29 protein-coding genes are annotated in these 25,224 nt (G+C 46.1%); 24 read left to right on the forward strand and 5 right to left on the reverse strand.

Annotated features, from left to right (window positions below):
* Positions 1–102 precede the first annotated feature (102 nt).
* Genes ACQY69_RS00080 through ACQY69_RS00090 form a run of 3 tightly spaced genes read left to right on the forward strand, consistent with a single transcriptional unit; the run spans position 103 to position 3,916 of the window.
* Positions 103–3,345 (forward strand): antirestriction protein ArdA, encoded by a 3,243-nt coding sequence (locus ACQY69_RS00080; protein ID WP_428257563.1) that lies wholly within the window; start codon positions 103–105, stop codon positions 3,343–3,345.
* A 2-nt stretch (positions 3,346–3,347) separates the two neighbouring features.
* Positions 3,348–3,554 carry a transposon-transfer assisting family protein gene (locus ACQY69_RS00085; RefSeq protein ID WP_428257564.1) on the forward strand — a complete coding sequence of 69 codons (207 nt, stop codon included), beginning with the start codon at positions 3,348–3,350 and terminating at the stop codon, positions 3,552–3,554.
* Positions 3,551–3,916, forward strand: coding sequence for a cysteine-rich VLP domain-containing protein (locus ACQY69_RS00090; protein WP_428257565.1), 366 nt, complete (start codon positions 3,551–3,553; stop codon positions 3,914–3,916). The genes ACQY69_RS00085 and ACQY69_RS00090 overlap by 4 nt, the downstream gene beginning before the upstream one ends.
* Positions 3,917–4,085: 169 nt before the next feature.
* On the opposite strand, the gene ACQY69_RS00095 is transcribed toward ACQY69_RS00090, so the two are convergent.
* Complete coding sequence (locus tag ACQY69_RS00095; protein WP_428257567.1) at positions 4,086–4,568, reverse strand: hypothetical protein; 483 nt, start codon at positions 4,566–4,568, stop codon at positions 4,086–4,088.
* A 216-nt stretch (positions 4,569–4,784) separates the two neighbouring features.
* Here ACQY69_RS00095 and tnpB point away from each other — a divergent pair, with 216 nt between their 5' ends.
* The 3 genes from tnpB to tnpC all read left to right on the forward strand — a co-directional run bounded on the left by tnpB (position 4,785) and on the right by tnpC (position 6,675).
* A complete protein-coding gene (gene tnpB / locus ACQY69_RS00100; protein WP_428257568.1) occupies positions 4,785–5,294 on the forward strand; it encodes an IS66 family insertion sequence element accessory protein TnpB in 510 nt (169 codons plus the stop codon).
* Positions 5,295–5,371: 77 nt separating this feature from the next.
* Positions 5,372–5,788 carry a hypothetical protein gene (locus tag ACQY69_RS00105; RefSeq protein ID WP_428257569.1) on the forward strand — a complete coding sequence of 139 codons (417 nt, stop codon included), beginning with the start codon at positions 5,372–5,374 and terminating at the stop codon, positions 5,786–5,788.
* Positions 5,725–6,675 carry an IS66 family transposase gene (tnpC, locus tag ACQY69_RS00110; protein ID WP_428260973.1) on the forward strand — a complete coding sequence of 317 codons (951 nt, stop codon included), beginning with the start codon at positions 5,725–5,727 and terminating at the stop codon, positions 6,673–6,675. Before ACQY69_RS00105 ends, tnpC begins: the two co-directional genes overlap by 64 nt.
* Before the next feature lie 482 nt (positions 6,676–7,157).
* On the opposite strand, the gene ACQY69_RS00115 is transcribed toward tnpC, so the two are convergent.
* The 4 genes from ACQY69_RS00115 to ACQY69_RS00130 all read right to left on the reverse strand — a co-directional run bounded on the left by ACQY69_RS00115 (position 7,158) and on the right by ACQY69_RS00130 (position 10,448).
* The gene (locus ACQY69_RS00115) at positions 7,158–8,099 is read right to left on the reverse strand and encodes a DDE-type integrase/transposase/recombinase (protein ID WP_428257570.1); all 942 of its coding nucleotides are present in this window, start codon (positions 8,097–8,099) and stop codon (positions 7,158–7,160) included.
* Between the two features lie 105 nt (positions 8,100–8,204).
* A complete protein-coding gene (locus ACQY69_RS00120; RefSeq protein ID WP_428257571.1) occupies positions 8,205–9,548 on the reverse strand; it encodes a relaxase/mobilization nuclease domain-containing protein in 1,344 nt (447 codons plus the stop codon).
* On the reverse strand, positions 9,509–9,838 hold the full coding sequence (locus ACQY69_RS00125) for a plasmid mobilization protein (protein ID WP_428257573.1): 330 nt from the start codon (positions 9,836–9,838) through the stop codon (positions 9,509–9,511). The genes ACQY69_RS00120 and ACQY69_RS00125 overlap by 40 nt, the downstream gene beginning before the upstream one ends.
* Positions 9,839–10,094: 256 nt before the next feature.
* Positions 10,095–10,448, reverse strand: coding sequence for a helix-turn-helix domain-containing protein (locus ACQY69_RS00130; protein ID WP_428257574.1), 354 nt, complete (start codon positions 10,446–10,448; stop codon positions 10,095–10,097).
* A 191-nt stretch (positions 10,449–10,639) separates the two neighbouring features.
* On the opposite strand from ACQY69_RS00130, the gene ACQY69_RS00135 reads away from it, so the two are divergent.
* From ACQY69_RS00135 to ACQY69_RS00220, 18 genes are all read left to right on the forward strand, one after another.
* Positions 10,640–11,221, forward strand: coding sequence for a TetR/AcrR family transcriptional regulator (locus ACQY69_RS00135; protein WP_428257576.1), 582 nt, complete (start codon positions 10,640–10,642; stop codon positions 11,219–11,221).
* A gap of 2 nt (positions 11,222–11,223) precedes the next feature.
* Complete coding sequence (locus tag ACQY69_RS00140; RefSeq protein WP_428257578.1) at positions 11,224–11,988, forward strand: nucleoside phosphorylase; 765 nt, start codon at positions 11,224–11,226, stop codon at positions 11,986–11,988.
* A 19-nt stretch (positions 11,989–12,007) separates the two neighbouring features.
* Positions 12,008–12,193 carry a cysteine-rich KTR domain-containing protein gene (locus ACQY69_RS00145; RefSeq protein WP_428257580.1) on the forward strand — a complete coding sequence of 62 codons (186 nt, stop codon included), beginning with the start codon at positions 12,008–12,010 and terminating at the stop codon, positions 12,191–12,193.
* 83 nt (positions 12,194–12,276) lie between these two features.
* Positions 12,277–13,101: an MBL fold metallo-hydrolase gene (locus ACQY69_RS00150; RefSeq protein ID WP_428257582.1), complete on the forward strand. Its 825-nt coding sequence runs from the start codon at positions 12,277–12,279 to the stop codon at positions 13,099–13,101.
* Positions 13,102–13,188: 87 nt separating this feature from the next.
* Positions 13,189–13,386, forward strand: a complete 198-nt coding sequence (locus ACQY69_RS00155) for a hypothetical protein (RefSeq protein ID WP_428257584.1) — start codon at positions 13,189–13,191, stop codon at positions 13,384–13,386.
* 616 nt (positions 13,387–14,002) lie between these two features.
* Positions 14,003–15,397 (forward strand): group II intron reverse transcriptase/maturase, encoded by a 1,395-nt coding sequence (gene ltrA / locus ACQY69_RS00160; protein ID WP_428257586.1) that lies wholly within the window; start codon positions 14,003–14,005, stop codon positions 15,395–15,397.
* A 548-nt stretch (positions 15,398–15,945) separates the two neighbouring features.
* Positions 15,946–17,229, forward strand: a complete 1,284-nt coding sequence (ltrA, locus tag ACQY69_RS00165) for a group II intron reverse transcriptase/maturase (RefSeq protein WP_428257588.1) — start codon at positions 15,946–15,948, stop codon at positions 17,227–17,229.
* 360 nt (positions 17,230–17,589) lie between these two features.
* Positions 17,590–18,114 carry an RNA polymerase sigma factor gene (locus tag ACQY69_RS00170; protein WP_428257590.1) on the forward strand — a complete coding sequence of 175 codons (525 nt, stop codon included), beginning with the start codon at positions 17,590–17,592 and terminating at the stop codon, positions 18,112–18,114.
* Complete coding sequence (locus ACQY69_RS00175; RefSeq protein ID WP_428257591.1) at positions 18,098–18,352, forward strand: helix-turn-helix domain-containing protein; 255 nt, start codon at positions 18,098–18,100, stop codon at positions 18,350–18,352. The genes ACQY69_RS00170 and ACQY69_RS00175 overlap by 17 nt, the downstream gene beginning before the upstream one ends.
* A 402-nt stretch (positions 18,353–18,754) precedes the next feature.
* Positions 18,755–18,961 (forward strand): excisionase, encoded by a 207-nt coding sequence (locus tag ACQY69_RS00180; protein WP_428257593.1) that lies wholly within the window; start codon positions 18,755–18,757, stop codon positions 18,959–18,961.
* A 148-nt stretch (positions 18,962–19,109) separates the two neighbouring features.
* Positions 19,110–20,309 carry an integrase DNA-binding domain-containing protein gene (locus tag ACQY69_RS00185; RefSeq protein ID WP_428257595.1) on the forward strand — a complete coding sequence of 400 codons (1,200 nt, stop codon included), beginning with the start codon at positions 19,110–19,112 and terminating at the stop codon, positions 20,307–20,309.
* Between the two features lie 163 nt (positions 20,310–20,472).
* On the forward strand, positions 20,473–20,937 hold the full coding sequence (locus ACQY69_RS00190) for a low molecular weight protein-tyrosine-phosphatase (protein ID WP_428257596.1): 465 nt from the start codon (positions 20,473–20,475) through the stop codon (positions 20,935–20,937).
* The gene (pgeF, locus tag ACQY69_RS00195; RefSeq protein ID WP_428257598.1) at positions 20,934–21,707 is read left to right on the forward strand and encodes a peptidoglycan editing factor PgeF; all 774 of its coding nucleotides are present in this window, start codon (positions 20,934–20,936) and stop codon (positions 21,705–21,707) included. Before ACQY69_RS00190 ends, pgeF begins: the two co-directional genes overlap by 4 nt.
* Positions 21,708–21,903: 196 nt before the next feature.
* The gene (locus ACQY69_RS00200; protein ID WP_428257600.1) at positions 21,904–22,161 is read left to right on the forward strand and encodes a hypothetical protein; all 258 of its coding nucleotides are present in this window, start codon (positions 21,904–21,906) and stop codon (positions 22,159–22,161) included.
* A 65-nt stretch (positions 22,162–22,226) separates the two neighbouring features.
* The gene (locus ACQY69_RS00205) at positions 22,227–22,961 is read left to right on the forward strand and encodes an ABC transporter ATP-binding protein (RefSeq protein WP_428257602.1); all 735 of its coding nucleotides are present in this window, start codon (positions 22,227–22,229) and stop codon (positions 22,959–22,961) included.
* 12 nt (positions 22,962–22,973) lie between these two features.
* Complete coding sequence (locus ACQY69_RS00210; RefSeq protein ID WP_428257604.1) at positions 22,974–23,900, forward strand: SufB/SufD family protein; 927 nt, start codon at positions 22,974–22,976, stop codon at positions 23,898–23,900.
* A 39-nt stretch (positions 23,901–23,939) separates the two neighbouring features.
* Positions 23,940–24,695, forward strand: coding sequence for an exodeoxyribonuclease III (locus ACQY69_RS00215; RefSeq protein ID WP_428257606.1), 756 nt, complete (start codon positions 23,940–23,942; stop codon positions 24,693–24,695).
* Between the two features lie 220 nt (positions 24,696–24,915).
* On the forward strand, positions 24,916–25,218 hold the full coding sequence (locus ACQY69_RS00220) for a metal-sensing transcriptional repressor (protein WP_428257607.1): 303 nt from the start codon (positions 24,916–24,918) through the stop codon (positions 25,216–25,218).
* Positions 25,219–25,224: the final 6 nt, after the last annotated feature.

The raw sequence follows: 25,224 nt of genomic DNA on the forward strand, positions 1-25,224 counted from the left end.
TCCGTAAAATCCCCGCTGTCCCTTACCGGGAACGACGGGGATTTTTGCTTGTTGGGAAGTATCCCAAACCCTCTATGAACCGCGCAGAAAGGAGGTTTTTGCATGGCAAGTTTGCGCGAAGCGATAAAGGAACAGCAGAAAGAATTACAAGGCGGTAACGCATGGGTGGCGTTCTGGAAAGAGGGGCGTTCCTGGCACAGCGAAGCGTTCCACCTTGATATGGGCGCGACCCTCTACCCGGAGGACGAATGGCGGCTGCGGGAAATCGAAGCGGCAGACCCCGCCGCTATCGTACTGAACGGATATTTGAGCGAGAACATGACCCTTGACGAGCTGACGACCTCTATCCGTTACCACTACGAACACCGCATGAACGGCATTACCGGATTTATCACGGAGTACAGCGACCGCTTATCCCCGGAGGAAATCGAGGAAGGACGGGCAGCCGCCCACGCCGCAGGACTTCCCTTTTCCGAAAAGCCGTTCCGGGACGGGGAAGATTTTGACCCTTATGTATATGACGGCAGCATGAGCATGGAGGACTACGAGCTTATGCACCGCATGATTGAGAAAGAAAGGAGTGAACGAATGGACGAACCGATTTTAAGCGGGTACCTGTCCAACCTTGGCGCATACACCGGGGGCAGACCCGCCGGGGAATGGGTAACATTCCCTACCACCACGGAACACATGAAGGAAGTCTTTGACCGTATCGGCATTGACTTGCAGAATAAAGAAACATGGCATTTTACCGAATTTCAGTCCCCTATCCCCGGACTGGCGGCGAAGTTAGGGGAACACGAACACCCGGACGAGCTGAACTATTTAGGGAAGCTCTTGGAAATGCAGTTTGACGACGACCGGGAGAAATTTGCGGCGGCTATCGCCCTTAACGACCACGCTTCCAGTGTGGAGGAACTTATCAACCTTGCACAGAACCTTGACTGTTACTGGATTTACCCGTCCGTCCACAATGAGGAAGAATACGGGCATTACCTTGTTGATGAACTGGAAGAACCGGAGCTGCCGGAGGAAGCCAAAAAATATTTCATGTATGAGGAATACGGACGGGACGCTTCTATCAATGACGGGGGCGCATTTACAGAATGGGGTTACGTCTACAACAACCGGAACACGTTTACAAGGTGGTATGACGGGCGGGACGTACCGGAGGAATACCGGGTAACGCCTGCCCCGCAGGAACCGGAACGCCCCGACCCGGAAAAGGTGGAAATGGACGCTGCCCCCGCAGGGCAGACCGCCGCGCAGCCAAAGGAGCAGGCGCAGGAGCCGCGCCCGGTTATCCCCATTGTCCTTACGTCCGAAAAACCCGCCGACAAGCTCAAAGAGATTACCGACCGTCTGGAACAGGGGATAACGGAGCTGTTTGAAAGCGAGCGTTACAAAGAATATCTGCGCGTCATGTCGAAATTCCACAATTACAGCTTTAACAATACGCTGCTTATCGCCATGCAGAAGCCCGACGCTTCCCTTGTGGCAGGCTTTTCCTCATGGAAAAATAACTTTGGACGGAACGTGATGAAAGGCGAAAAGGGAATTAAAATCATAGCCCCGTCGCCGTTTACGGTAAAGCAGGAAGTGGAGAAAACCGACCCGCAGACCGGGAAGCCCATTATCGGGAAGGACGGGAAGCCCGTTACCGAAGAAAAGGAAATCAAGGTACCTGCCTACAAGGTGGTATCCGTCTTTGATGTGTCCCAGACCGAAGGGCGGGAGCTGCCGGATATAGCCGTGGACGAACTGACCGGGGACGTTGACCGCTTCAAAGACTTTTTTGCAGCACTGGAACAGGCTTCCCCTGTCCCTATTGGCTTTGAGAAAATCGAGGGCGGCGCACACGGCTACTACCACTTGGAGGAAAAGCGGATTGCCATTGACGAGGGCATGAGCGACTTGCAGACCCTTAAAACCGCTATCCATGAAATCGCCCATGCGAAGCTCCACGACATAGACTTAAACGCCCCGAAAGAGGAACAAAAGCCCCGCGTTGACCGCCGTACCCGCGAGGTGGAAGCGGAAAGCGTCGCCTATACCGTCTGCCAACACTACGGGCTTGATACGTCGGACTATTCGTTTGGGTATGTCGCCGGGTGGAGCAGCGGAAAGGAGCTTGCAGAGCTTAGGGGTTCCCTTGAAACAATCCGCAATACTGCCGCCGAAATGATAAACGCCATTGACGGGCATTTTGCGGAGCTTCAAAAGGCACAGGAGAAAGAAAAGGCACAGCCGCAGCATGAGGACAATCCTCCGGAGCAGCCGGAAGCTGCCCCGCAGGAGAAAGCCGCCTTTACCCCCGAAACCATTTACCGGGTACGCCGCAACCCATACAGCGACAGGGAAGAAAACGCCTATCTGCTGCAAGCCTATGTCACACAGGAGAACGGGCGGGCAAAAATGGGCGAAGTGCTTTTCCGGGGGACACCGGAAAAATGCCGGGAACTTCTGGGACAGTTAAACGCCGGGGAGCTGACCGAGGGACAGGTAAAGGAACTGTACGCAAAGGCACAGGAGCAGCCGGAAGCAGGAAAAGACGACACTTTTTCCATTTACCAGTTAAAGGACGGGGACGGAACACGGGACTACCGTTTTGAGCCTTACGACCGCCTGCAGGCGGCGGGGCTTGCCGTTGACCGGGCAAACTATGAGCTTGTCTATACCGCGCCCCTTGCGTCGGGAACGTCCCTTGACGACATTTTTACCCGATTCAATATCGACCACCCGAAAGATTTCAAAGGACACAGCCTTTCCGTTTCTGATGTCGTCGTGCTTCATCGGGACGGACAGGACACCGCCCACTATGTAGACCGTGGGGACTTTAAGCAGGTACCGGAGTTTTTGCAGGAGAAGCAGCCGCAGCTTACCCCGGACGAATTGGAAACAGGCGAGAAAATCCGGACACCGCGCGGGACGTTCTATGTAACGTGCATGAGCCGGGAGCAAATGGAAGCAGCGGGCTATGGCGTTCATCATCAGTCGGACGACGGGAAATATCTGATTATGGGGAACGGGACGCGAGCGTTTGCCGTTGCCGCCGAGCAGGAAAACCCCTTAAAAGCCGCCGAGCAGACCACAGAGCAAAACTATAACATGATTGACGGACGGATAAACAATACCCCGACCGTTGACGAACTGGAAGCAAAGGTTAAGGCAGGGGAAACCATTTCTCTTGTTGACCTGGCTAATGCGGTCAAAGCGGATAAGGAGCGCGGCAAGGCGGCAAATCCAGAAAAGAAGCCCTCTATCCGGGCGCAGCTTGCCGCAGCCAAAGAGAAAACCGCCCCGAAAAAGGCGGCAAAGACCAGACAGAAAGAAATGGAGGTATGAGCATGACACAGTTTACCGTGGAAGAAATGAACCTTTTGAGCATTTACCATGAGGGGAGCCGTGAGCAGCTTAGGGAGAACATGAACGCTGCGCTGCCTTACATGGACGCGGAAATGCGGGAACTTGCAAAGCGTACCCTTTCCAAAGTGGACGCACTGACGGAAACGGAATATGCGGAGCTTGCCGTCTATGCCGCTGATGAAACATGAGCGCGGTCAAGCGGCTCACGCCGCCGCAAAGCCGGAAAGTCAATGCCCTTGTAAAGCGGGAGTGCTGCAACTGCGATAACGGACATTGTATTCTGCTTGACGACGGGGAGGAATGTGTCTGCCCGCAGCTCATTTCCTATTCCCTGCTCTGCAAATGGTTCCGTATCGCCGTACTTCCCGGCGACAAGCTACTCTATGCGGAGCTTTACCAGACCGAGGACAGGAAGAAGTGTACCGAGTGCGGCGCGTTCTTTGCTTCAAAGTCTAATAATGTCAAATACTGCCCGGACTGCCGGAAGCGTATCACGAACCGGCAGGCAGCGGAGCGCATGAGGAAACGCCGCGCTCATGTTACGCGATAAGGGCGAAAACAGCCTTAATTTGTGCGGCTCTCCGGGCAGAAAAACAGCGCAGCCGATACAGATTACCTTTTCCCTCAAAAATGGGGTTCTACTGCGTAACAAAACCATAGCAGTACCCACACAGACGCGGGGCGCGGTTAGCCTTTCCCGGCTTTCCGCGCCCCGTTTTTTAATCTACATCGATAATAAATTGATTAAAGCCATTTTTTTTACAATAATCATTATGATACTTTGCTAACCATTGATACTTGGGAAATACCCGTTCATCTTTAAGGTATTTCTGATAGGCTTTAAAAATTGCATTTTTCTGTTCTTTTAAACAAGATGAAAAATGCTCTATTTTGGTATGTTCCGGCATATCCGAATCGCGTATCAAACTATGACCTAAAGAAAGATAGTCAAGATAATATATTTCATTCTCTTGAGCTATACCCCACAATATAGGAGAGGGCTTTAATTCGTTGTCTATTACAATCCTTGGGTATTTTGCAACGCTACTTTCTAAAGTATATGCTTTGACTAATCCAGAACCAAAAACAAAGTGTAAATTTTCGTCGTAGTATAAGTTTCCTGCTGTTATTCCACCTCTAAAAAATATATCTTCTTTAGTATATCGTACAAGAAATTCACTTAATCCGTATAACAAATTCATATAAAGGTTATCCTTGTCGATTTCATTTTTATAAGGGGCAAAGAAAAGAATATTATCTGAAAAAAGCAGTGACCTAAATCTTGACAAATGTAAATTGTCATTTTGTTGGTCTATATAAATGTGCCTTTTTTCGTAAGGGTCAAAACATAGGCACATTGAAAAAAAGAGAACAAGGTAGTATGCTACTAAGTAGCAACTACAGGAGGAATAGCACATATGTGGCGAACATCGGATGAGTGGGAGAAAATAATCAAGGAAGCGTATACAAGTGACCTTCCCTTAAAAAGATGGTGCCTGGAACACAATATAAAAGATATTACCTTTAGAAAGGCCCGGGAAAGGCTCCTTCGAGAAGGGAAATTACGATTTATGGAAGAAAAAGTCCTGTTGCCCATAGATGAGAGTAGGAAGTGGGTACGATTGCCATCAGAAAACATCCGGGCAATTCTCGTTTTAGAACCTATCAGAGGGAATCTGTCTATGGAGTCCATGGCATCTATCATAGCGTTCGATCTGGATCTGCCCCTGATACCGGGGCAGATATTCTTCTTCATAGAAAAGAAATGGAAACAGATCTATGCGCTGAAGATATGCAAGAATGGATATTGCCTTTTCAGCAGAAAGCTCGAATACGGAACATTTTACTGGCCAAAATCTCACAGTTACGCCCGTGATTTCATGTACAGATATGAATATGACAGGCTTCTCAAAACCATTGAAAATTAATATGGAAGGATCCTTAAAACCATGGAATAGTCCTTAAAATCATTGAAATTTCAATGGTTTTTTGATATAATAAAGTCATGAAACAGATAGATCTTTCATCCATGACAAAAGCAGAATTGGAAAAATATGCACTGGACACCTCAAGAAAACTGGATGAGGTTTCAGCAGAGCTTGAATATTACAGAAAGATGTTTCGCCTTAGTCAGGCTAAGAGGTTCGGAAGAAAAAGCGAAAAGTCTTTAATAGATGACGGGCAGCAGGAGTGCTTTTTTAATGAAATAGAGAAAGAAGCCGATCTGAGGTTGCCGGAGCCAAAAGCGGAGAAAGCATGTCCTGTTCGCAAGATTAAACGAAAGGGAAAGAAAGACGCTTTTATCAGTGCCTTAAGAAAAACGGATCCTGTAGAATATGTGCTTACAGAAGAAAGCATATATACAGCTGCAGGAACTGTGAAAAAAACGGAACCGAAGCTACGATCATCGCCTCTCCAATGACGAGATCTCTGCTTCGTGGAAGCATTCTGTCACCGTCACTTGGTGCATACGTCATAACAAGGAAATATGAAAACCGTGATCCTCTGGATAAGATATCTAAAGATCTTAAGCGCTATGGTGTAAACATCAGCAAAGCAACCCTTTCAAACTGGATGATACTTCTTACGCAGAATTATCTTAAGGCTGTTTACGACAGGATGTACGAGAAGCTCCTGTCATATGATATCATCCAGGCTGACGAGACGAGCCTGTCGGTGCTGAGGGATAAGACGCGGGAAAAGAGCTACATGTGGATGTTCCGAAGCGGAAAGGGTATATCACCTATCGTGCTTTATCATTATGCGGATGGCTCTCGTGCAGGCTATGTCCCGGAAACATTCCTTAAAGAATATCACGGATACCTGCAGACAGACGGATATCAGGGCTACCTGAGTGTGAATGATGATATCATCCACGTAGGCTGTCTGGCCCATGCGAGGCGGTATTATGCAGACGCGCTAGAGGTGTTAAATGATAAAGGAAGTCCCGGGGCCTTAAAGATAAAGGAAGGGATCGTATGGTGTGATAAGCTGTTTCTTTTAGATGCCAAGTGCCATGAATTATCTACCGAAGAAGAACGAAGTGAATTCAGAAAGACCACGATGCGGAAGGTATTTGAGGGCTTCTTTGCGTGGGCGGAAGAAGAATCACAAAAGCCACTTCCCAAGGGGCTTTATCTTAAAGCGCTGAATTACACGATAAACCAGAGGAAACCATTGATGAATACCCTCCTTGATGAGAGGCTTGAGGTTTCCAATAACAGGAGTGAACGTGCGATAAAGCCGTTTGTGATACTGGCTGTTCTGCAATACGCCAAGAGGGGCAAAGTCAAGCGCAATTCTGTATAGCATTGTGGTAAGCGCCATAGAAAATGATCTGCTGCCATTTGAATATCTGAGCTATCTGCTTGACCAGCTCCGTAGGATCGATCTGAATGATAAAGAAGCCATAGACAGCCTTATGCCATATTCAGAGCAGTTACCTGATGAATGCAGAAGAAAAGAAAACGAATAAAGAAAAAGTCCCCTTGTTCACATCTCTGTGAACAAGGGGATTGTTTTACCTTGTGCCTATGTTTTGACCCTTACCTTTTTTCTATAAAACGAGATAAATTAGATATTATACTATGGATTTTATCCAGATAATAATTTTCCATCTGCTTGTCTTTACAATTTGATATTATATTTGAATATCCCAATATATCTAAGAATAATACAATATGATTTTGAACTTCCATAAGGCTCCACCTGCTCCTAATATAATAATTAGAATTATAGCATGATATTTTATAGTTTTCTATATTTTATCTAAAGAGCTTTTTTTCGTTCTCTTAGTTGTCAAGACATTTGTTACACTTTGAGAAATACTCCGCTACTACCTGATCAGGGCTTTTGAAGTTCAATACCGTCTTCGCTGTGCTGTTATATTTCTTCTCGTGTCTCGCTACTTTCTTCTTAAGCTCTTTCTCACTTGTGAATACTTCTCTGCCATACAGGATCTTCCCGTCTTCTCTGTGACTTCTCTCTACCTTCCCATTCTGCCATGGCGAATACGGTCTCGTCCTCTTAAGCTCCATATTCAGCTTTTTTACCGCTTTTTCAAACGCACTGTCCTTTTCCGTCTTATCATCGTCATTTACGAATTCCGGCCCGTTGTCTACCTGGATAGTCTCTATCTTGAATCCCATTCTCTTTCTCAGGCTCTTTATGAATTCCTTTGTCTCGTATGTGCTCTTCTCTTTTACTATCTTCAGCACTCGCTTCCGGCTGTATTCATCTATCGCCGTTATCTGATAATACTTATCTCCGTAACACGGGAACCTTATACATTCCTGAGGTACATATTTGATATCTACCTGCACCTTCTCTCCCGGGTATGTCCCCTGCATGTTCTCATATTTCGTATAGCTTTTCTTCTTTCTCTCTACTTTTCTGTATCCCCTGTTTCTTATCTGTCTGCACATGCTTTCAAAACTTCGGCTATATCCTCTGCTTTGACATCTTACATATACTTCTGCAAGACCATATCGTCCGTTTCTTCTAAGCATGTTCTTTATCAGCTTCAGTTCTTCTTCCGTATGCGCGTTCGGGCTGCGCTGAGGCCTCCTGGACCTCAGCGCAAGGCTCTGAACGCTTCCATCGTACTTTTCCAGTTGTCTATATACAAACTGCCTGTAGGTATGATATCTCCTTGCAGCCTTTGTTACGCCATGTTTTAAAGCATATTCACATAAACGCTGGCGAAATCTCATTTCTTCGGTTATACTTTTCATGAGAGATACTCCTTACTGATACTTGTTTTTTTGGTTGAAAACTATTGTATCAAAGTATCTCTCTTTTTTTATTTATTTCTGTAACATATGTCTTAGCACATTACATTATCTAAAGAGCTTTTTTTCGTTCTCAATCTCCCTTGGCTGCCGCAAAATGCTGTCTATGTTCTGTCTGATAACATCATATTCCTTAACCTGTTTTTTCAGCTTCCCATAGTCGGCGCGGAGGACTTCTTTCTGCTCTTGCAGCTTTTCATATTCCGCTTGCAGGGCGGCAAGGTTCGGCAGCTTGGAAATGCCAGCCGCTTTTAATGCCTTCGCCGCCGCTTCATGGAGAATGACAGTTCCTTCATGGGCTGCCCGGTATCGGTCTTTGTTCCTTGCTTTCCGGTAGGTATCATAGGCAGGCTTTGTCTTTTGGAACGTGGAAACATTCTTGATAAGCACCGCCATATCCGCAAGCCGCTTTTCCACTTCCTTTAGCGCGTCGTCTGCTTTTTCGCTTTCTGTCTGGATTTCCCTTATCTTTGCGATTAAATCCTCATACTGGCTTATTTGATGTTCCGTAAGAAAATTGAGCGTCTTTGCCGCCTGCTTCAGATTGTGGATTTTCGCCCACTGTTCATAGCCCCGGCTCTGCGCCGCCTTGATACTGTTCTCAATGTCGATAAGCAGGGACACACCTGTTTCACGCTTGGGAGCTTTGGCGGCTCTGGCACGCTTGCCCTCTATCCGTTCCCTTATGGCTTCCTCTGTATAGTCTGCGCCGAGGGTTTTCAAGCGGGTAAACCGTTCCTGCCCCGGAGCGCGGCAGGAAACGTATTTCCCCGGCTTTATCTCATAGCCTGCCGCTTGCAGCCGTGAAAGCAATTCTTCAAAACTGGATACCTGCGGGATAAGTGCGTCCACGGCGATTTTCAGCTTGCCTTTCCAACTGGTTCCGGTTTTCTCCGCGATATATTCCGCATAGCCTTTTCCCTTTCCGCCCTTTTGCGGGGCGACGACGGACAAGCCGTTTTCCCGGCACAGCCTGTCGCTCATGTTGCGTATGCCGTAATAGCTGCGCTTATTGGAATTATACTTGTGGTAGTCTACGAAATTAACAGCACAGAAAATGATGTGGTTATGAACGTGTCCCTTGTCTATATGCGTGGTAAGGATGTATTCGTATTTTCCCTTTGTTACCGCGTCGGCAAGCTGTTTTCCGATTTCATGGGCTCTCTGGTAATCTACTTCCCCCGGCTCAAAGGACTGTATCAAATGGTGGGCGAGGTTGTTTCCCCGGTTTAACGCCTGCGCTATAGTAAATTCAAATTCAATGTCTGCCGTTTCCGGCGAGCAGCCAAAGGAGGACACAAGCATTTTCCCGTCCGTTTTGTCCGGGTTCTGGATATAGTCAAGGGCTTTCTTCAACGTGCTTTTAATAGGCTTAATCTTTGTAACCGCCATATCTCCGCAAGCACCCCCTTTATTTCCTCTATGTCCTCTTGGTAGACGCTGCCCGTGGCGTTGACGCGCCGCGCTATCTGGTTGATGTTGACACCGATTTTCTGTATCTCCGCTGTCATGGCTTTTATATCAGTGTGGTCTATCTGAATGATGTACCCGTCGATTGCCATTTTTCGAAGATAGGCTTCCATGTTCCGGGTGGGGACGAGCTTCATTTTCTGCTCAATCAACGCCCGTTCTTCCTCTGTTACTCTGAATTTGATTTGCACCGTCCGTTTCCTGCCGTCCATGCGTTCACGCTCCTTTCCGTTTTTTAGAGGGTTTGGGACACTTCCCAACAAGCAATTTTTGACCGACGCGCGGCAGCGCAGGAGGGCGAAAATACGGAAAGGGTACCCCTTTCCTATGCTTGCTAAGAAACTTTTTCCCTTTATCCCTACTACGGAAGAAACCTTGATTTTGCCAAACTTACGCAAAAGAAAAACGCTGCAATCTGCAAAGATTACAACGTTTCCTAAAATCCATATTCAATTTTGCAGGACATTCTCATTCGTCCTCTTTTTCGACTTTCGCTATCTCTTTTGCGGTGGCTGTTACAATCCGAAGCCCCGTATCGCTTATGCCGTCGAGCAGCGCGTCAAGCTGCCGCCGCTGCGTGTTCTTTTCGGCGGGCTTATCTGAAAGGAACTGGTCTACGGATATATTGTAACGGAGCATAAGCTCGAAGAAAATCTGCAAACTGGGGTGTTGCCCGTTATTCTCTATATTCGCAAGGTAGCGGGGAGAAATATACATTTCGTCGCACACTTTCTTGCGGCTTTCCTTCCTGCCCGTTCGCGCTGCCTTTATCGCTGCTCCAAAAGCCTTGAAGTCATATTTTGGTACTGGTCTTTTTGCCATATTCATTCACCCAGTTACATTTTACTGTTCCTCTTTTCTCTTGGATATGTTTACACACTTCCTACTATGCACTAAAATAATTCCATATATTCTTTCGCTTGGCATTAGCACGAAAATTGAGATTGACAAAGCGACACGCGTGTCTTATAATTGTTTTAGCGACACAGATGTCGCAGAACGGAGCGGTTACAATGGGAAAAAAAGGAAACGAAACAAGAAGGTTTATTTTAGAAAAGGCTTTGTCCTTATTTGCAAAAAAGGGATTTAAAAATGTTACAATGAAAGACATTTGCATTGAAACCGGATTAAGTAGAGGCGGGCTTTATAGGCATTACGAAAGTACACATCAAATTTTTTCTGAAATTGTAGATATTCTTATGAGTAGACAAGATAACGAACTTTCCGAAAAAATGAAAAATGGAGTTCCTGCACCTATAATACTTGATGAAATTTTAGAACGATATAAAAAAGAAATGTTAGACGGTTCTGGTTCTTTAAGTATAGCAATACTAGAATTTTATAGTGAAAATCAATCGGATAACAATGATAATATGCTTTTTAAACAGTACCTCTATTCAAAAGATATGTGGAAAAATTTTATATCTTACGGAGTGGAACGAGGAGAATTTAAAAATGTTGATAGTGAAGAAATTATTGACTTAATTATTTTTTCTTATCAAGGGGTGCGAATGTTTACAACTATCTTACCGATTGATGAACAAATACCCGAACGGATAATCACTCATATGAAAAGGACACTTTTAGGAGGTTGATTATGGCAACTGTTTTTAGAAAATTTTCACATGAAGAAGTGGCGTTTATTAACCCAAAAGATACTACAAGACAAGACCCAAATTTCCCAGAGTTATGTGTATCTACATTTTCTGAAAAAATTATAAACAAGTTTACTTCTATAAAAAATGTAAAAGTAATAGGGTGGCTCTATTCTGCAAATGGGAACATCCCTATTTATGAAATATTGTATAAGAATACCCGAATTGCTTTTTTCTTATCTAGGGTTGGTGCGCCTGCATGTGTTGCGGGTATAGAGGAAGTCATTGCGTTAGGGGCAAAGAAGTTAGTTTTATTTGGCAGTTGTGGAGTATTAAATGAAGAAGTAGCTAATGGAAAAATCATAGTCCCAACAGTAGCAATTCGTGATGAAGGTACAAGCTACCATTATATAGAAGCGGCTGATGAAATTTTAGCTGACGAAAAATCGGTTGAAACATTAACTAAGTGTTTAAAAGAATGCGGTTATCCTTATGTAAAAGGAAAAACATGGACAACTGACGCTATTTACCGGGAAACAAAATCTCTAATCAGTGAGCGAAAAGCTGCGGGGTGTATTGCGGTTGAAATGGAATGTGCTGCTGCTTTAGCCGTAACTCAATTCCGTAAACTGCCCTTTGCACAGTTCTTATTTGGAGCCGATAATTTGGATACAGCTCAATGGGAACCGCGAGATTTGGTTGAATACGGATTGTCAAGCGCAGAAAAATATTTAGCACTGGCATTTGAATGTGTACTTGAATTATAGATTAAGAGAGGTGGTTGAAATGGGCGGAGAATGGATATTGTGTCCTGTATGTGGAAATAAGACGCGTTTGAAAATACGACCAGATACAATACTTAGAAATTTTCCTTTATACTGTCCAAAATGCAGACAGGAAACATTAATCAATGTTTGTAAATTGAATATTTCAGTTATCAAAGAGCCAGACGCTAAGACGCAGAGCCGATAACGCAACAATAAAATGTGGCTGTTATCGGTTCTGTTTTTCTATATGTGCAAGATAATAATTATTATTTGGAGGTGCTTACCGATATGAAATTAAAGATAGTTGGAAGCGGAGGAATGTTTCAAATACCTAATCCTTTTTGTAGGTGTCCGATTTGTGAAGAAGCACGCATAAAAAGGGGAAAATATGAACGGTTAGGGCCGAGCATTTACATTGAAGATATTCAAATGCTTATTGACACACCGGAAGATATTGGTGTTGCCTGCGATAGACAAGGTATTTCCGAGATAAAATATCTTTCTATATCACATAAAGACCCAGACCATACGAGGGGTATGCGAATTGTAGAGCCTTTAGGTTATGACTGTATAGCTGATAAAGGTACTCCTATACAGTTTATAGCGTTGCCGGAGGTTGTAGACGATATTAACGCATGGAACGGGGACGGCTTATATTATTACCAGAATATTCTTCACTGTATTTCAATCACTAAAACTGATTATATCAAAATCGGAAATATTGAAATCCATTTAGTGAATAATAAAACTCACCGTGGCAATATGACTTTTTACGTCATATCAGATAGAAATAAAAAGGTTATATATGCTTGTTGTGATGTGAAGCCATTTGTGCATAATGAATTATACTTCGACGCAGATATTTTAATTATTGGTCTTGTTTCTGATGACGGAATATTGAAAGGGGGAAATCTTCTTAAAAATGCTCCATTCAAAGATGATATGTTTACCATTGACGAGATAATGGCAATCAAGCAAAAATATAGGATAAAACAAGTTATTGTTACGCATATTGATGAATATTGGGGCAAATCTTATTCTGATTATCAAAAGATAGAAAAAACTTTAGATAATATCTCTTTTGCCTATGACGGTATGGAAATTTTATTATAGCAATATGTAAACCAATGAATTATTATGGCTTTGTTCGCTATGGCACTTAGCTATTGGCTAAATTGCAATTTTAAAGGAGGCAGAATTTTGGAATTGAAGAAAACAATTAGAAACTTGTTGCTAGCAATTTTAGTGTTAAGTACATTAGCTTTGTCTGGATGTATTTACTCACATAATTATGACGAAAATGGAGATGAAATGAATAAAGAACAAGTAGATGAAGCTATGGATAATATAAGAGAAAGTATTGAATCCGAAATCAATAATTCTCTTTCTTCGGACTGAAAAAACACATTTGCCATTCTACCTCTTAGAAATATGTTATGGCGTAAAAAAGATATATAAAGCACTATCACTGCCGGACGACCGCAAAAGAAAAAAAGCCGTCGCACAGCAGTTCTTTTCCTACGCCTGATTACATTACGGCGGCTTTGAATACATCAAGGCCGCCGTTTTCTTGTTGTGCGCCTGGCGGCGCACGTTTCTAACGGGTGAAAGTCCCGAATCCGCCCGGTAGTGGGAAGGATATAGCCGAAGGCAAGGGTGTTGCAGGTGACTGCAAATCTGAAGGAAGCCGGGTGTGGGGAAGCTACTAACCCACGGGCAAATCTCCGGTCTGACGAACAGAAATCGCATATTAGGCTATGCATGAGGGTAAGTCTGCAACACACGATGAAGCCCGATAGCTACACGGAATCATGCATGGTAAATGCGGCAGATAGATGGAGAGAAAGAAACGTGTGGTACCCAGGGAGGTCTGTGTGAGACGCCCTGAAAAGGGTAACCGCTATCGTAAGGTGGCGCTGAGCACACAGAAGTCAGCAGAGGTCATAGTAACTGAGAAGCGAAGGACCGAATCAATAGGAGTCTTAAGTACAACCTGGAAAGGAGGAATGAGCAAATGAGTGCAGAAAACGAGAAAGAAAGCTGCTCACAGAGAGATAGCGCGGAACGTAAAGGGTATGTGAGAGCGCACCGTTCATTTAACCGGATATGGAAGGAAAGAGACAGTGCAGAGCCGGACATCTTAGGTAAGATACTGGAAAGAGATAACATGAACAGAGCTTACAAAAGAGTGAAGGCAAACAAGGGAGCGCCGGGGATAGATGGAATGACCATTGAAGCGGCACTGCCATGGCTTAGGGAACATAAAGACGAGTTGATAGGAAGAATCAAAAGAGGGAAATATACCCCCTCACCCGTAAGACGAGTCGAAATTCCAAAGCCGGATGGAGGAATACGAAAGCTTGGTATTCCTACCGTCATCGACCGAATCATCCAGCAGGCAATAGCACAGAAGCTGATGCTAATCTACGAGCCAATGTTCTCGGACGGAAGCTACGGCTACAGGCCGGGACGGAACGCAAAAGATGCAATAGAGCGAGTAAGGGAATACGCCGAGGAGGGATATCGCTATGCGGTGAGTCTCGACTTGAGTAGGTATTTTGACACACTGAACCATGAGATATTACTGAACAGGCTGCGTAAGGAAGTCAAAGATGAGAGGGTCATCCAAATCATCAAGAGATATCTTAAAAGTGGAGTGATGGAAAATGGAGTGGTCATGGACACGGAAGAAGGCTCTCCGCAAGGAGGGAACCTGTCCCCGCTGCTTGCTAACATCTATCTGGACGAATTCGACAAGGAATTCGAAAGGAGAGGTGTACCGTGTGTGCGGTACGCTGACGATATCGTACTACTTGCAAAGAGCGAGAGAGCGGCTAAACGGCTATTGGAAACAAGCACTTCATACTTGGAAAACAAGCTGAAGCTGACTGTCAACAGAAAGAAGAGCAAAGTGGCCAGTGTGTATGCGATTCGAAATTTTAAGTTCCTCGGCTTCGCATTGGGAAGGAACGGAAATGGTACATTCATTCGAGTTCATCCGAAGTCGTGGAAGAAGATGAAAGCCAAACTGAAAAGCCTGTCTTCCCGCAGACATGTTCAGAGCGTAATACCGGCACTGTGCAAAATCAGAGAGTATATGCGAGGATGGCTTAACTACTACGGAATCGCAGCGATGAAGCAAGCAATCGAAGAACTGAATGGATGGCTATACCACAGAATACGCATGTGTATATGGAAGATGTGGAAAAAGCCGAGGTCGAAGATGAAGTATCTGATGAAGCTTGGGATACCGAAGCATTATGCCTTCATGGCGGCTAACAGCCGCAGAGGGCATTGGTTTACATCGGCAACCAGCACAGTAAACAGAGCCTTATCAAAAGAAATACTGGTACGCAAAGGCTTTTATGATTTAGCCGATGCATACCAGCAGATGCACGTCAACTATTGAAACCGCCGTATACGAGAACCGTACGTACGGTGGTGTGAGAGGACGGCGGTTAGTCACCGCCTCCTACTCGATCGCCCGCCATGGGCGGGCTCTAACGGGTGAAAGTCCCGAGTGCGCGTAGGCAACGACGAAGCACATAGCTGAACAGCAAGGGTGTTCACCGTGAGGTGAAATCTGAAGGAAGCTGTAGGCAAACCTCTGACCTGACGGACAGAAACCACATATAAGGCTGGGAAATACGGATAAGACGGCAAGAAACATCGAAGTCCAAAAGTTGCTGGAAGTACCAGTAAATGTGGCAGGTATATGGAGGGAAAGAGTCCGCACCTTAAGCGGGGAGGTCTCACAGGCGGTCTCATTAGCCGTAGTAACAACGAACTGTGAGAAGTCAGCAGAGGTCGTAGTAGTGAAGAAGTTCCTGTAATGGGGATGGAGCGAAGGACCGAACAATCAATCAGTTGAAGTACGTTCCACTTCGTAGCCGGAGCAAACGCCTGTCGATGACATCAAAGGCGGCAAAGGCAAAAGGGGCAGAAAGGAAACAACGCATGGACACAAGAAGTCTCATGGAGCAGATAGTGAGCAATGATAACCTCAATGCAGCATATCTGCAAATCGTCAGAAACAAAGGAGCGGCAGGCGTAGACGGGATGACCGTTGAAGAGCTTGGCGCATATCTTGCGGAAAACGGCGAAAACATCAGGAAGCAGGTGCGGACAAGGAAGTACAAACCGCAGCCAGTTAGACGGGTGGAGATACCAAAACCAGATGGAGGGACAAGAAACCTTGGAATACCAACGGTAGTTGACCGGTTTGTACAACAGGCAGTAACACAAGTACTCACGCCAATCTTCGAGGAGCAGTTTCACGAGCATAGTTATGGATTCAGACCGAATCGGTGTGCGCAACAGGCAGTGCTGAAAGCATTAGAGATGATGAACGATGGGCATAGCTGGATAGTGGATATCGACCTTGCAAAGTTCTTCGACACGGTAAACCATGACAAGTTGATGACGATTTTCGGACGGACAATAAAGGACGGAGACGTTATCTCAGTGGTAAGGAAATTTCTGGCCAGTGGAGTGATGATCGATGACGAGTATAAAGATACAGTTGTCGGCACACCACAGGGAGGGAATATATCGCCGCTGTTGGCAAATGTCATGCTGAACGAGTTGGATAAAGAGCTTGAGGCAAGAGGGTTGGATTTCGTGCGCTATGCGGACGATCTGATTATCATGGTAGGAAGTAAGCAGGCGGCGGAGAGGGTAATGAAAAGTGCTACCCGATTTATTGAGGAAAAGCTGGGATTGAAAGTAAATGCTGAAAAGAGCAAGGTGGACAAGCCCAAAGGAATCAAGTATCTCGGATTTGGATTTTACTATGACCCATTAGCCAAAGGATATAAAGCCAGACCGCACCCGAAAGCAGTAGCGAAATTCAAAGCACAGATGAAGAAGCTGACATGCAGGAGCTGGGGAGTGAGCAACAGTTACAAAGTGCAGAAACTGAACCAGCTTATCCGAGGATGGATAAACTACTTCAAAATCGGGAGCATGAAGGGATTATGTGAGCGTTTGGACAGAAACATACGCTACCGTCTGCGGATGTGTATTTGGAAGCATTGGAAAACACCGCAGAATAGGGCAAAGAACCTGATGAAGCTGGACGTACCCCGCTGGGCGGCATACAAAATTGCCTACAGTGGAGACCGTTATGCGAGGCTTGCGCATAACGGCTGGGTACATAAAGCGATAAGCAATGAAAGACTAACCACATTTGGGCTAGTCTCCATGAGTAATTACTACGCCGAAAGGCGTGTCATATGTTAAGTTGGTTGAACCGCCGCTTGCGGAACCGCATGAGCGGTGGTGTGAGAGGTCGGAAATTCCCCAATCAGAGGAATTTCCTCCTACTCGATTTTCAAAAATGAGAATACGGAGGGTGTGTTAAAGTCGCCCTTTTTTGAGGATACGGCGGTATCAAGGAGGTATCGCCATGTCCTTTTTCTATGCCCCAAATCCCCCTAACTTATCAAAAAAAGCCCGTCCACCACCGCAGGATATTACGGCTATAAATATGAACTATCAAATCACCTAAATACTTTTAATATTTCCTTTGCGCCTGTCTGCGTTTTGCAGACGGGCGCATTTTGCTTTTTCAAAATTTTTTTGAAAAAGTCTGCTCCCCAGTTGGCAAATTCTTTGGCGCGTCCGTCGAGGGTTCGCGAAAGGGGACAAATAAGCCCACCCCCTTGGGTACGGAAAGGGGGTGAGAACATGGAACCTAACCGCACTGAATGGCAAAAACGCTGCACGTTCAACGGCTTTTGCAAAACGGTATTGAGGAATGAAGCTATCGACGCTATCAGAGAAAGAAAATACCGTAGAAAGCATGAAGTCACTTTTTCTGAACTGTCGCCACAGGAAGAAAATCAGCTTTATACTTGCGACCAGTATTTCGCGAATGATGAAGCTGAAAAATCCTTTTTTGTGGCAGGAAGGGAAATCACGGCGAAAATGCTTGCCGACGCGCTGCACTCTCTGCCAGAAGAAAAACGTCAAGCTGTACTGCTGTATTACTTCTTTGACATGAGCGATAAGGAAATCGCGGAACTGATGAAGATACCGCGCAGCACAGTACAGTTTCGACGGACAAGCTCTTTTGAACTGCTGAAAAGATTTTTGGAGGAAAAAGCTGATGATTGGAAAGATTGATATTAACAATCCCGACGAACGCGGCTTATTGCCTTATCCGGTCATTTTAGCCGCGACAAAGGGCGACCCCGACGCTATGAAAATCGTTATGCAGCATTACGCAAGTTACATAGCCTATCTGTCTACCCGGAAAGTCCGTGATGAATACGGAAATGTTTACTATGGCATAGATGAGGATATGCGCGAACGTCTGCAAGCAAAGCTCATGCGGGTTGTTCTTGATTACAAGTTAGATTGAGGTTATACGGGAGCGTTTCCCCTTTCCGCTTCCGCGCTTAATCAAAACTTATCCCTGTTCCTTGACAAAGAAAGCGGCGCAAGATAACGGCGGCGCAGTATAGGGCAAATCGGATACATTCGATATATGGGGAGCCGTTGGGCTGATACGCGACGACGAAAGGAGGGACAAACCGAGCGGGAAATATCAGCGTTCCAAAGCAGACTTGGCAACTCTGCCGCCATAATCCATATATCGGTATAATGATACTCCTTTACCGCCGTAGTCCGAGCGTTCAAAGCGTCGCAGGCAACGGGTAGAGCTTCGGCAGACCGCCGGAGGGGTGCAAGTCCCGTGGAGCTATGCTAAAAGCCGTCCGGTAAGCCCATTATATTTCATTTTGATATGAAAGGGGGACTTTCAATGACTGATGATAAACAGGTTCAAATAAAAGACAAGTTTTGCTTAACGATTGAAGAAGCGTCCGAGTATTTTAATATTGGCGAGAAGAAGTTAAGGAAAATCGTTTCTGAAAATCTGGACTCTGGTTTTATCATTCAAAATGGAGTGAAATTTTTAGTAAAGAGGAAACAATTTGAGAACTTTTTAAATGATTTAACATCAATATGATAAAGATGTAAGCAGTAGCAGTGCCGGATAGCTGTTTAGGCATTTCCGCTTTCAGTGCTGCTTAAATTAAGAATAGAAAAGGGGCTCTGCCTATGGTATAATTTAGTATATCACGGCAGGGCTCTTTTTGTATGAAAGGAGCATGGACATGAGCGGAAAAAGGCGGGACAGCCGAAATCGTATTCTCCGCAACGGAGAGAGCCAACGCCGGGACGGACGGTATGCGTATAAATATATTGATACAACCGGGAAACCACAGTTTGTTTACAGTTGGAAACTGGAAAAGACAGACAAGACCCCGCCGGGGAAACGGGACGACCTTTCTTTAAGGGAAAAGGAAAAATTGATATTGAAAGATATTGATGATGAAATTGTCCCACGCGGTGGAGAAATGACGGTGGAACAACTGGTTAGAAAGTACCTGTTACAGAAAACGGGGGTGCGGCACAATACAGAAGCAAATTATAACTTTGTCCTCAATATTATCAAGAAAGAAGAATTTGGTAAAAGAAGAATTGACAAGGTTAAGTTGTCTGACGCGAAGTGCTGGCTGATAAAATTGCAGAAAGACGGACGGGGTTACAGCTCCATTCACTCTATTAGGGGTGTCGTTAGACCTGCATTTCAAATGGCGGTTGATGATGATTTGATACGCAAAAATCCGTTTGAATTTCAACTTGCTACTGTTGTTGTAAATGACAGCGTGACAAGAGAAGCAATCACAAGAAAGCAGGAAAGGGCTTTCCTTGAATTTGTGGCGAACGATAAGCATTTTTGCAGATACTATGAGGGAATATACATTCTGTTTAAGACCGGGCTGCGTATCTCTGAATTTGTTGGACTGACACTTGCGGATATTGATATGAAGAATAGAAAAATCAGTGTCAATCATCAGCTCCAACGAAAAAGAAACATGGAATATGTGATTGAAGATACAAAGACCACTTGCGGGACAAGAGAAATTCCCATGTCTGATGAAGTGTATGAGTGCTTTGAGCGGATTATTGCCAACAGGAAGAAGCCGAGAGTGGAGCCTATGATAGACGGCAAATGCGGTTTCTTATATTTGGATAAGAACGATATGCCTATGGTGGCTCTGCACTGGGAAAAATATTTTCAGCATATCTGCGAGAAGTACAACAGTATTTATAAAGTACAAATGCCGAAAGTTACGCCGCACGTTTGCAGACATACTTTTTGTTCCAATATGGCGAAAAGCGGCATGAACCCGAAAACCCTACAATACCTTATGGGACACTCTGACATTGGAGTAACCTTAAATACATACACGCATATAGGTTACGACGACGCAAAAGAGGAACTGAAAAGGGTAGTAAATGCCGAGTAGTAAAATGGGGAAACAGCCCTTAATTTACTACTTTTTTTACTACTTTTGAGGGAAAAGATGTGCGAATTTATGCTACGATATGCCACGGACAGGAGGAAAGAGCGAACGAGGGAAAGTACCGATAAATCAAGGAAATACAGTAAATTCAAGGAGTTTTAGATAGATGATTAAAATACTTTTCGTTTGCCACGGCAATATCTGTCGCAGCACGATGTCCGAGTTCGTTTTCAAGGATATGGTTCGGAAGGCAGGATGTGCCGAGGATTTTTATATAGAGTCGGCGGCCACAAGCCGTGAGGAGATCGGTCACGATACCGACCCCAGGACCAAGAGAAAGCTGGAGCAGCACGGAATCCCGTACACGAAGCGGCGGGCGCGCCAGATAACGAAGAACGATTACGACAAATATGACTACATAATCGCCATGGACGATTCCAACGTCAGAGACATGAGCTACATCATCGGGGAGGATTCCGACAGCAGGGTGTATAAGCTGCTGCAGTTCGCAGGGAAAGCGCGGGATATCTCCGACCCGTGGTACACGGGTGATTTCGACGCCACATATGACGATATCATCGAAGGGTGCGAAGCCCTGCTGGAGCATTTCAGAGAGGAGGGCGTTATATGATGAATACCGGAAAAAGCGGCGGGCGCGTCAGCCATGAGAAGATAACGGGCAGCAGGTATATGGAAGTATTCACTCAGTTGCAAGGAGTTACAGGGTTCTTTTCGCTGAAAGACGGAGCGTCGGACGGCTATCCGTACAACAGGACGGACATCTTCGAGGAACTGGGACTGAGCGGGGCCGTTCCCGTATGGCCCAGGCAGATACACGAGGATACCATCGCCGTTATCGACAGCGTTCCGACAGGGCCTCTCGGCATTCCGGATACCGACGGGCTGATAACGGATCAGAGAAATGTCCTGCTGACGACGGTCCATGCCGATTGTCTTCCAGTGTATTTCTTCGATGTGAAAAGAGGCGTCATAGGGCTGGCCCATGCCGGATGGCGTGGGACTGCGGCATCCATAGCGGCTAAGACCGTGGAAAGGATGACTGAAAGCTTTGGGTGCGAAAGGGACGACATTTACATATATATCGGTCCGGGGATAAGCCGCTGCTGCTTCGAAACTGGGCGTGAGGTGTACGATGAGTTTGCGGGCAAATGGGATTTCACCGGAGACATCACCGATGAAAAAGTCAGTGGAGAAGGCGAGACCAAGTATTACATCGATCTGAAGGAGATGAATCGCAGGCAGCTTGTGGCGGCCGGGATTTCGCCTGAGAAGATAGAGGTCAGTGCTCACTGTACCTGCTGCGAGCCGGAGCTGTTCTGTTCATACAGACGTGAGGGCGGGACGTACAGGAGGATGGGCGCGGGGCTGTGCATGCTGTAGGCGCTATGCAGCCGATGAAAGAGCTGATAACGGGGAGAAATAGCAGTTTATGTGATTGCTATTTTTTCTGTGAGGGATTATAATGAAAACGTTGTTTGAATACGGCTTCGCCGAGAGGTAGTTTTCATTGCCGTTTTGCCCGAAGAGCGGTAGCGATTCACAAGGCAAAAGGGACAGCGTAGCCGAAGGCGGAGGAGTGAGCGAAGCGAACATTGCAACGCGCATCGACAAGCTTGCGCGTTATAATGAATACTATGATTGGACACGGCTTCGCCGAGAGGTAGTTTTCATTGAAACGCGCTTCGACAAGCTCGCGCGTTATAATGAATACTATGATTGGACACGGCTTCGCCGAGAGGTAGTTTTCATTGAAACGCGCTTCGACAAGCTCGCGCGTTATAATGAATGCTATGATTGGACACGGCTTCGCCGCAAGGAAGTAAATTTTCAATAACGGGGCGGCTCATACTATGTCGCGTACGACAAGATATACATAATAATGAGTGAAAGGAATTTCAAATGCTGAAGGTAGAAAATCTGTCTTTTTCCGTCAATGAAAAGGGGGCGGAGCTCAACATATTGTCGGACATAAGCTTCGATGTAAAGAAGGGAGAAATGCTGGTCATCACAGGACCTAACGGAGGTGGGAAATCGACTCTCGCCAAAGTGCTGATGGGTATAGAGAAGGCCGAGTCGGGAAAGGTGATCCTGGACGGCGAAGACATCACGGATTACGATATAGACGAGCGGGCGAAGGCCGGGATAGGGTTCGCGTTTCAGCAGCCGCCGCGTTTCAAGGGGATGACTGTGGACAAGTTGATATCGCTGGCGGCAGGAGAGCATAAGAGCGAGGCTGAATGTTGTGATCTCCTCAGCCGCGTAGGGCTGTGCGCACAGGAATATGTAAAGCGGGAAGTGGATAATACGCTTTCAGGCGGTGAGATGAAGCGGCTGGAGATCGCCACGGTACTGGCAAGGCCTCACAAGCTCTGCATCTTCGATGAGCCTGAAGCAGGCATAGATCTGTGGAGCTTTTCCATGTTGATACAGCAGTTCGAGGAGATAAAGAAAGACGAAAACCAGAGTCTCATACTGATATCCCACCAGGAGCGTATCATGCAGATGGCTGACAGGGTCATGGTCATAGAGGACGGGAAAGTGGCCGGTATCGGAAATCGGGCTGATATCCTGCCCCAGCTGATGAAGCAGGGACCTTCATGTTGTCAGTACCTGAAGAGATTTGAAGATATGTAGGAGGGGACTAAAGTGGCAGAACTCGATAAAGTAACACAGGCGATACTCAAATATATAGATGAGCTGGGATTCAAGCAGGAAGGCGCCTTCAACCTCAGGCATAACGGCATGGCCATGTGTCACGGGGACAGTGAACATGTGAAAATAGTCAGGAAAGAGGACAAGCCGGGGATTGACGTATATATCGACGGAGACGCCGACGGTGAGGAAGTCCACATTCCGGTGGTGGTGGACGCGTCGGGATTTACAGATAAAGTATACAACGATTTTCATATTGCTGACGGAGCCAATGTGGTGATAATCGCGGGATGCGGTATCCACAACGACGGCCACGAGGCCAGCCAGCACGACGGAGTTCACGCTTTTCATGTAGGAAAAGGGGCCAACGTGACATACAAGGAAAATCACTACGGCGAGGGCAGCGGCGATGGAGCCAGGATACTCAATCCGGTCACCGAGATATACATGGACGATGACAGCGTGTTCACTCTTGACACATCTCAGATAAAAGGCGTGGATTCTACTAAAAGAGAGACCCAGGTGGATATGGGAAAGAATGCCAAGCTGTTCGTAGTAGAGAAGCTTATGACCCATGGTGATCAGATCGCTGAATCAAACATGGAGGTAAGACTTAACGGCGCCGGCAGCTCGGCTCAGATCGTGTCCAGATCGGTGGCAAAGGAAAAGTCAAGCCAGATATTCCATCCGGCCGCGGTGGGCAGCAACAAGTGCAATGCTCACATACAGTGCGATTCCATCATCATGGACGAGGCCCAGGTCCGCTCTATACCTGAGATAAATGCAAAGCACCTGGATGCTGCCATAATCCACGAGGCGGCCATCGGCAGGATAAACGATGAGCAGCTGGTAAAGCTCAGGACGCTGGGAATGAAGGAAGAAGAAGCGGAGAACGTGATAATCGAAGCGTTCCTCAACTGACGTGATATCAAAGAGGATAGCTGACATGCAGGAGGCAGTATGAAACTGATTTCTTGGAATGTGAATGGAATAAGAGCGGCTATGGGCAAGGGCTTCCTTGACTTTGCGAAAGAGCAGGATGCCGATGTCCTCTGCATACAGGAGACGAAGATGCAGGAGGGGCAGGCCGAGGTGCCTTTGGAAGGGTATCATCAATACTGGTGCTCCGCCGAAAAGAAGGGATATTCGGGAACCGCAGTGTTTTCCAAGGCTGAGCCGCTGAGTGTCTCTTATGGCATCGGGATAGACAAGCACGACCATGAGGGCAGGGCTATAACGGCAGAATACGATGATTTTTATCTGGTCAATGTCTACGTGCCTAATTCGCAGGACGGACTCAAGAGATTGGACTACAGGATGGAGTGGGAAGATGATTTTCTGGCATATCTCAAGAAGCTGGAGGAAGACAAGCCTGTGGTGGCCTGCGGCGATTTTAACGTGGCTCACAGGGAGATAGATCTGAAAAATCCCAAGACTAACAGGAAAAACGCCGGGTTCACCGACGAGGAGCGGGCTAAGATGACTCAGCTTCAGGAGGCGGGGTTCACTGATACATTCAGATATTTCTATCCGGATCTGGAAGGCGTGTATTCCTGGTGGAGCTACAGATTCAACGCCAGGAAGAACAACGCGGGATGGCGCATCGACTATTTTCTGACGTCAAGGTCGCTGGATGATAAACTGAAAAAAGCGGAAATCCTGACTGACGTGTACGGAAGTGACCATTGCCCTGTGTTGCTGGAAATAGATGTGTAATACAGTTAGAACAGAAGAAGCTCAAGGCAGATCATCATAGCTTCGTTTTAAACAACGAGTTGGCGATCGGCCTTGTTTTTTTGTGGGAATTACCGCAGGCCGCAGCGGCTTTGTATGTTGTAAAGGAAAATATTTCTCGATAAAAGCTATTGACATATACAATACCGGGGTATACTATAAAGATGACTGAAAGAGTAAAGAAAGGACAGGAGGAAACAAGATGGAAAGCGAGAAGAATTGCTGTCACAGGACCAAGGAGCGTTCACCGCAGGAATACAAGAAGCTGGTGAATCGTCTCAGCAGGATAGAGGGACAGATAAGAGGGATAAAGAACATGGTGGAGGAGGACGCCTACTGCATCGATATCCTGGTGCAGGTGGCGGCAGCCAACGCGGCTCTCAACTCCTTCAACAAGGAGCTGCTGGCAAGCCATATCAAAACCTGTGTGGCCGATGACATAAGGAATGGCAAGGATGAGACCATAGATGAGCTTGTGATCACCTTGCAGAAGCTGATGAAATAAAGGAAG

This window comes from Gallibacter sp. Marseille-QA0791, assembly GCF_965119705.1.
In the GTDB taxonomy this organism is placed as follows: Bacteria; Bacillota; Clostridia; order Peptostreptococcales; family Anaerovoracaceae; genus Lentihominibacter; species Lentihominibacter excrementipullorum.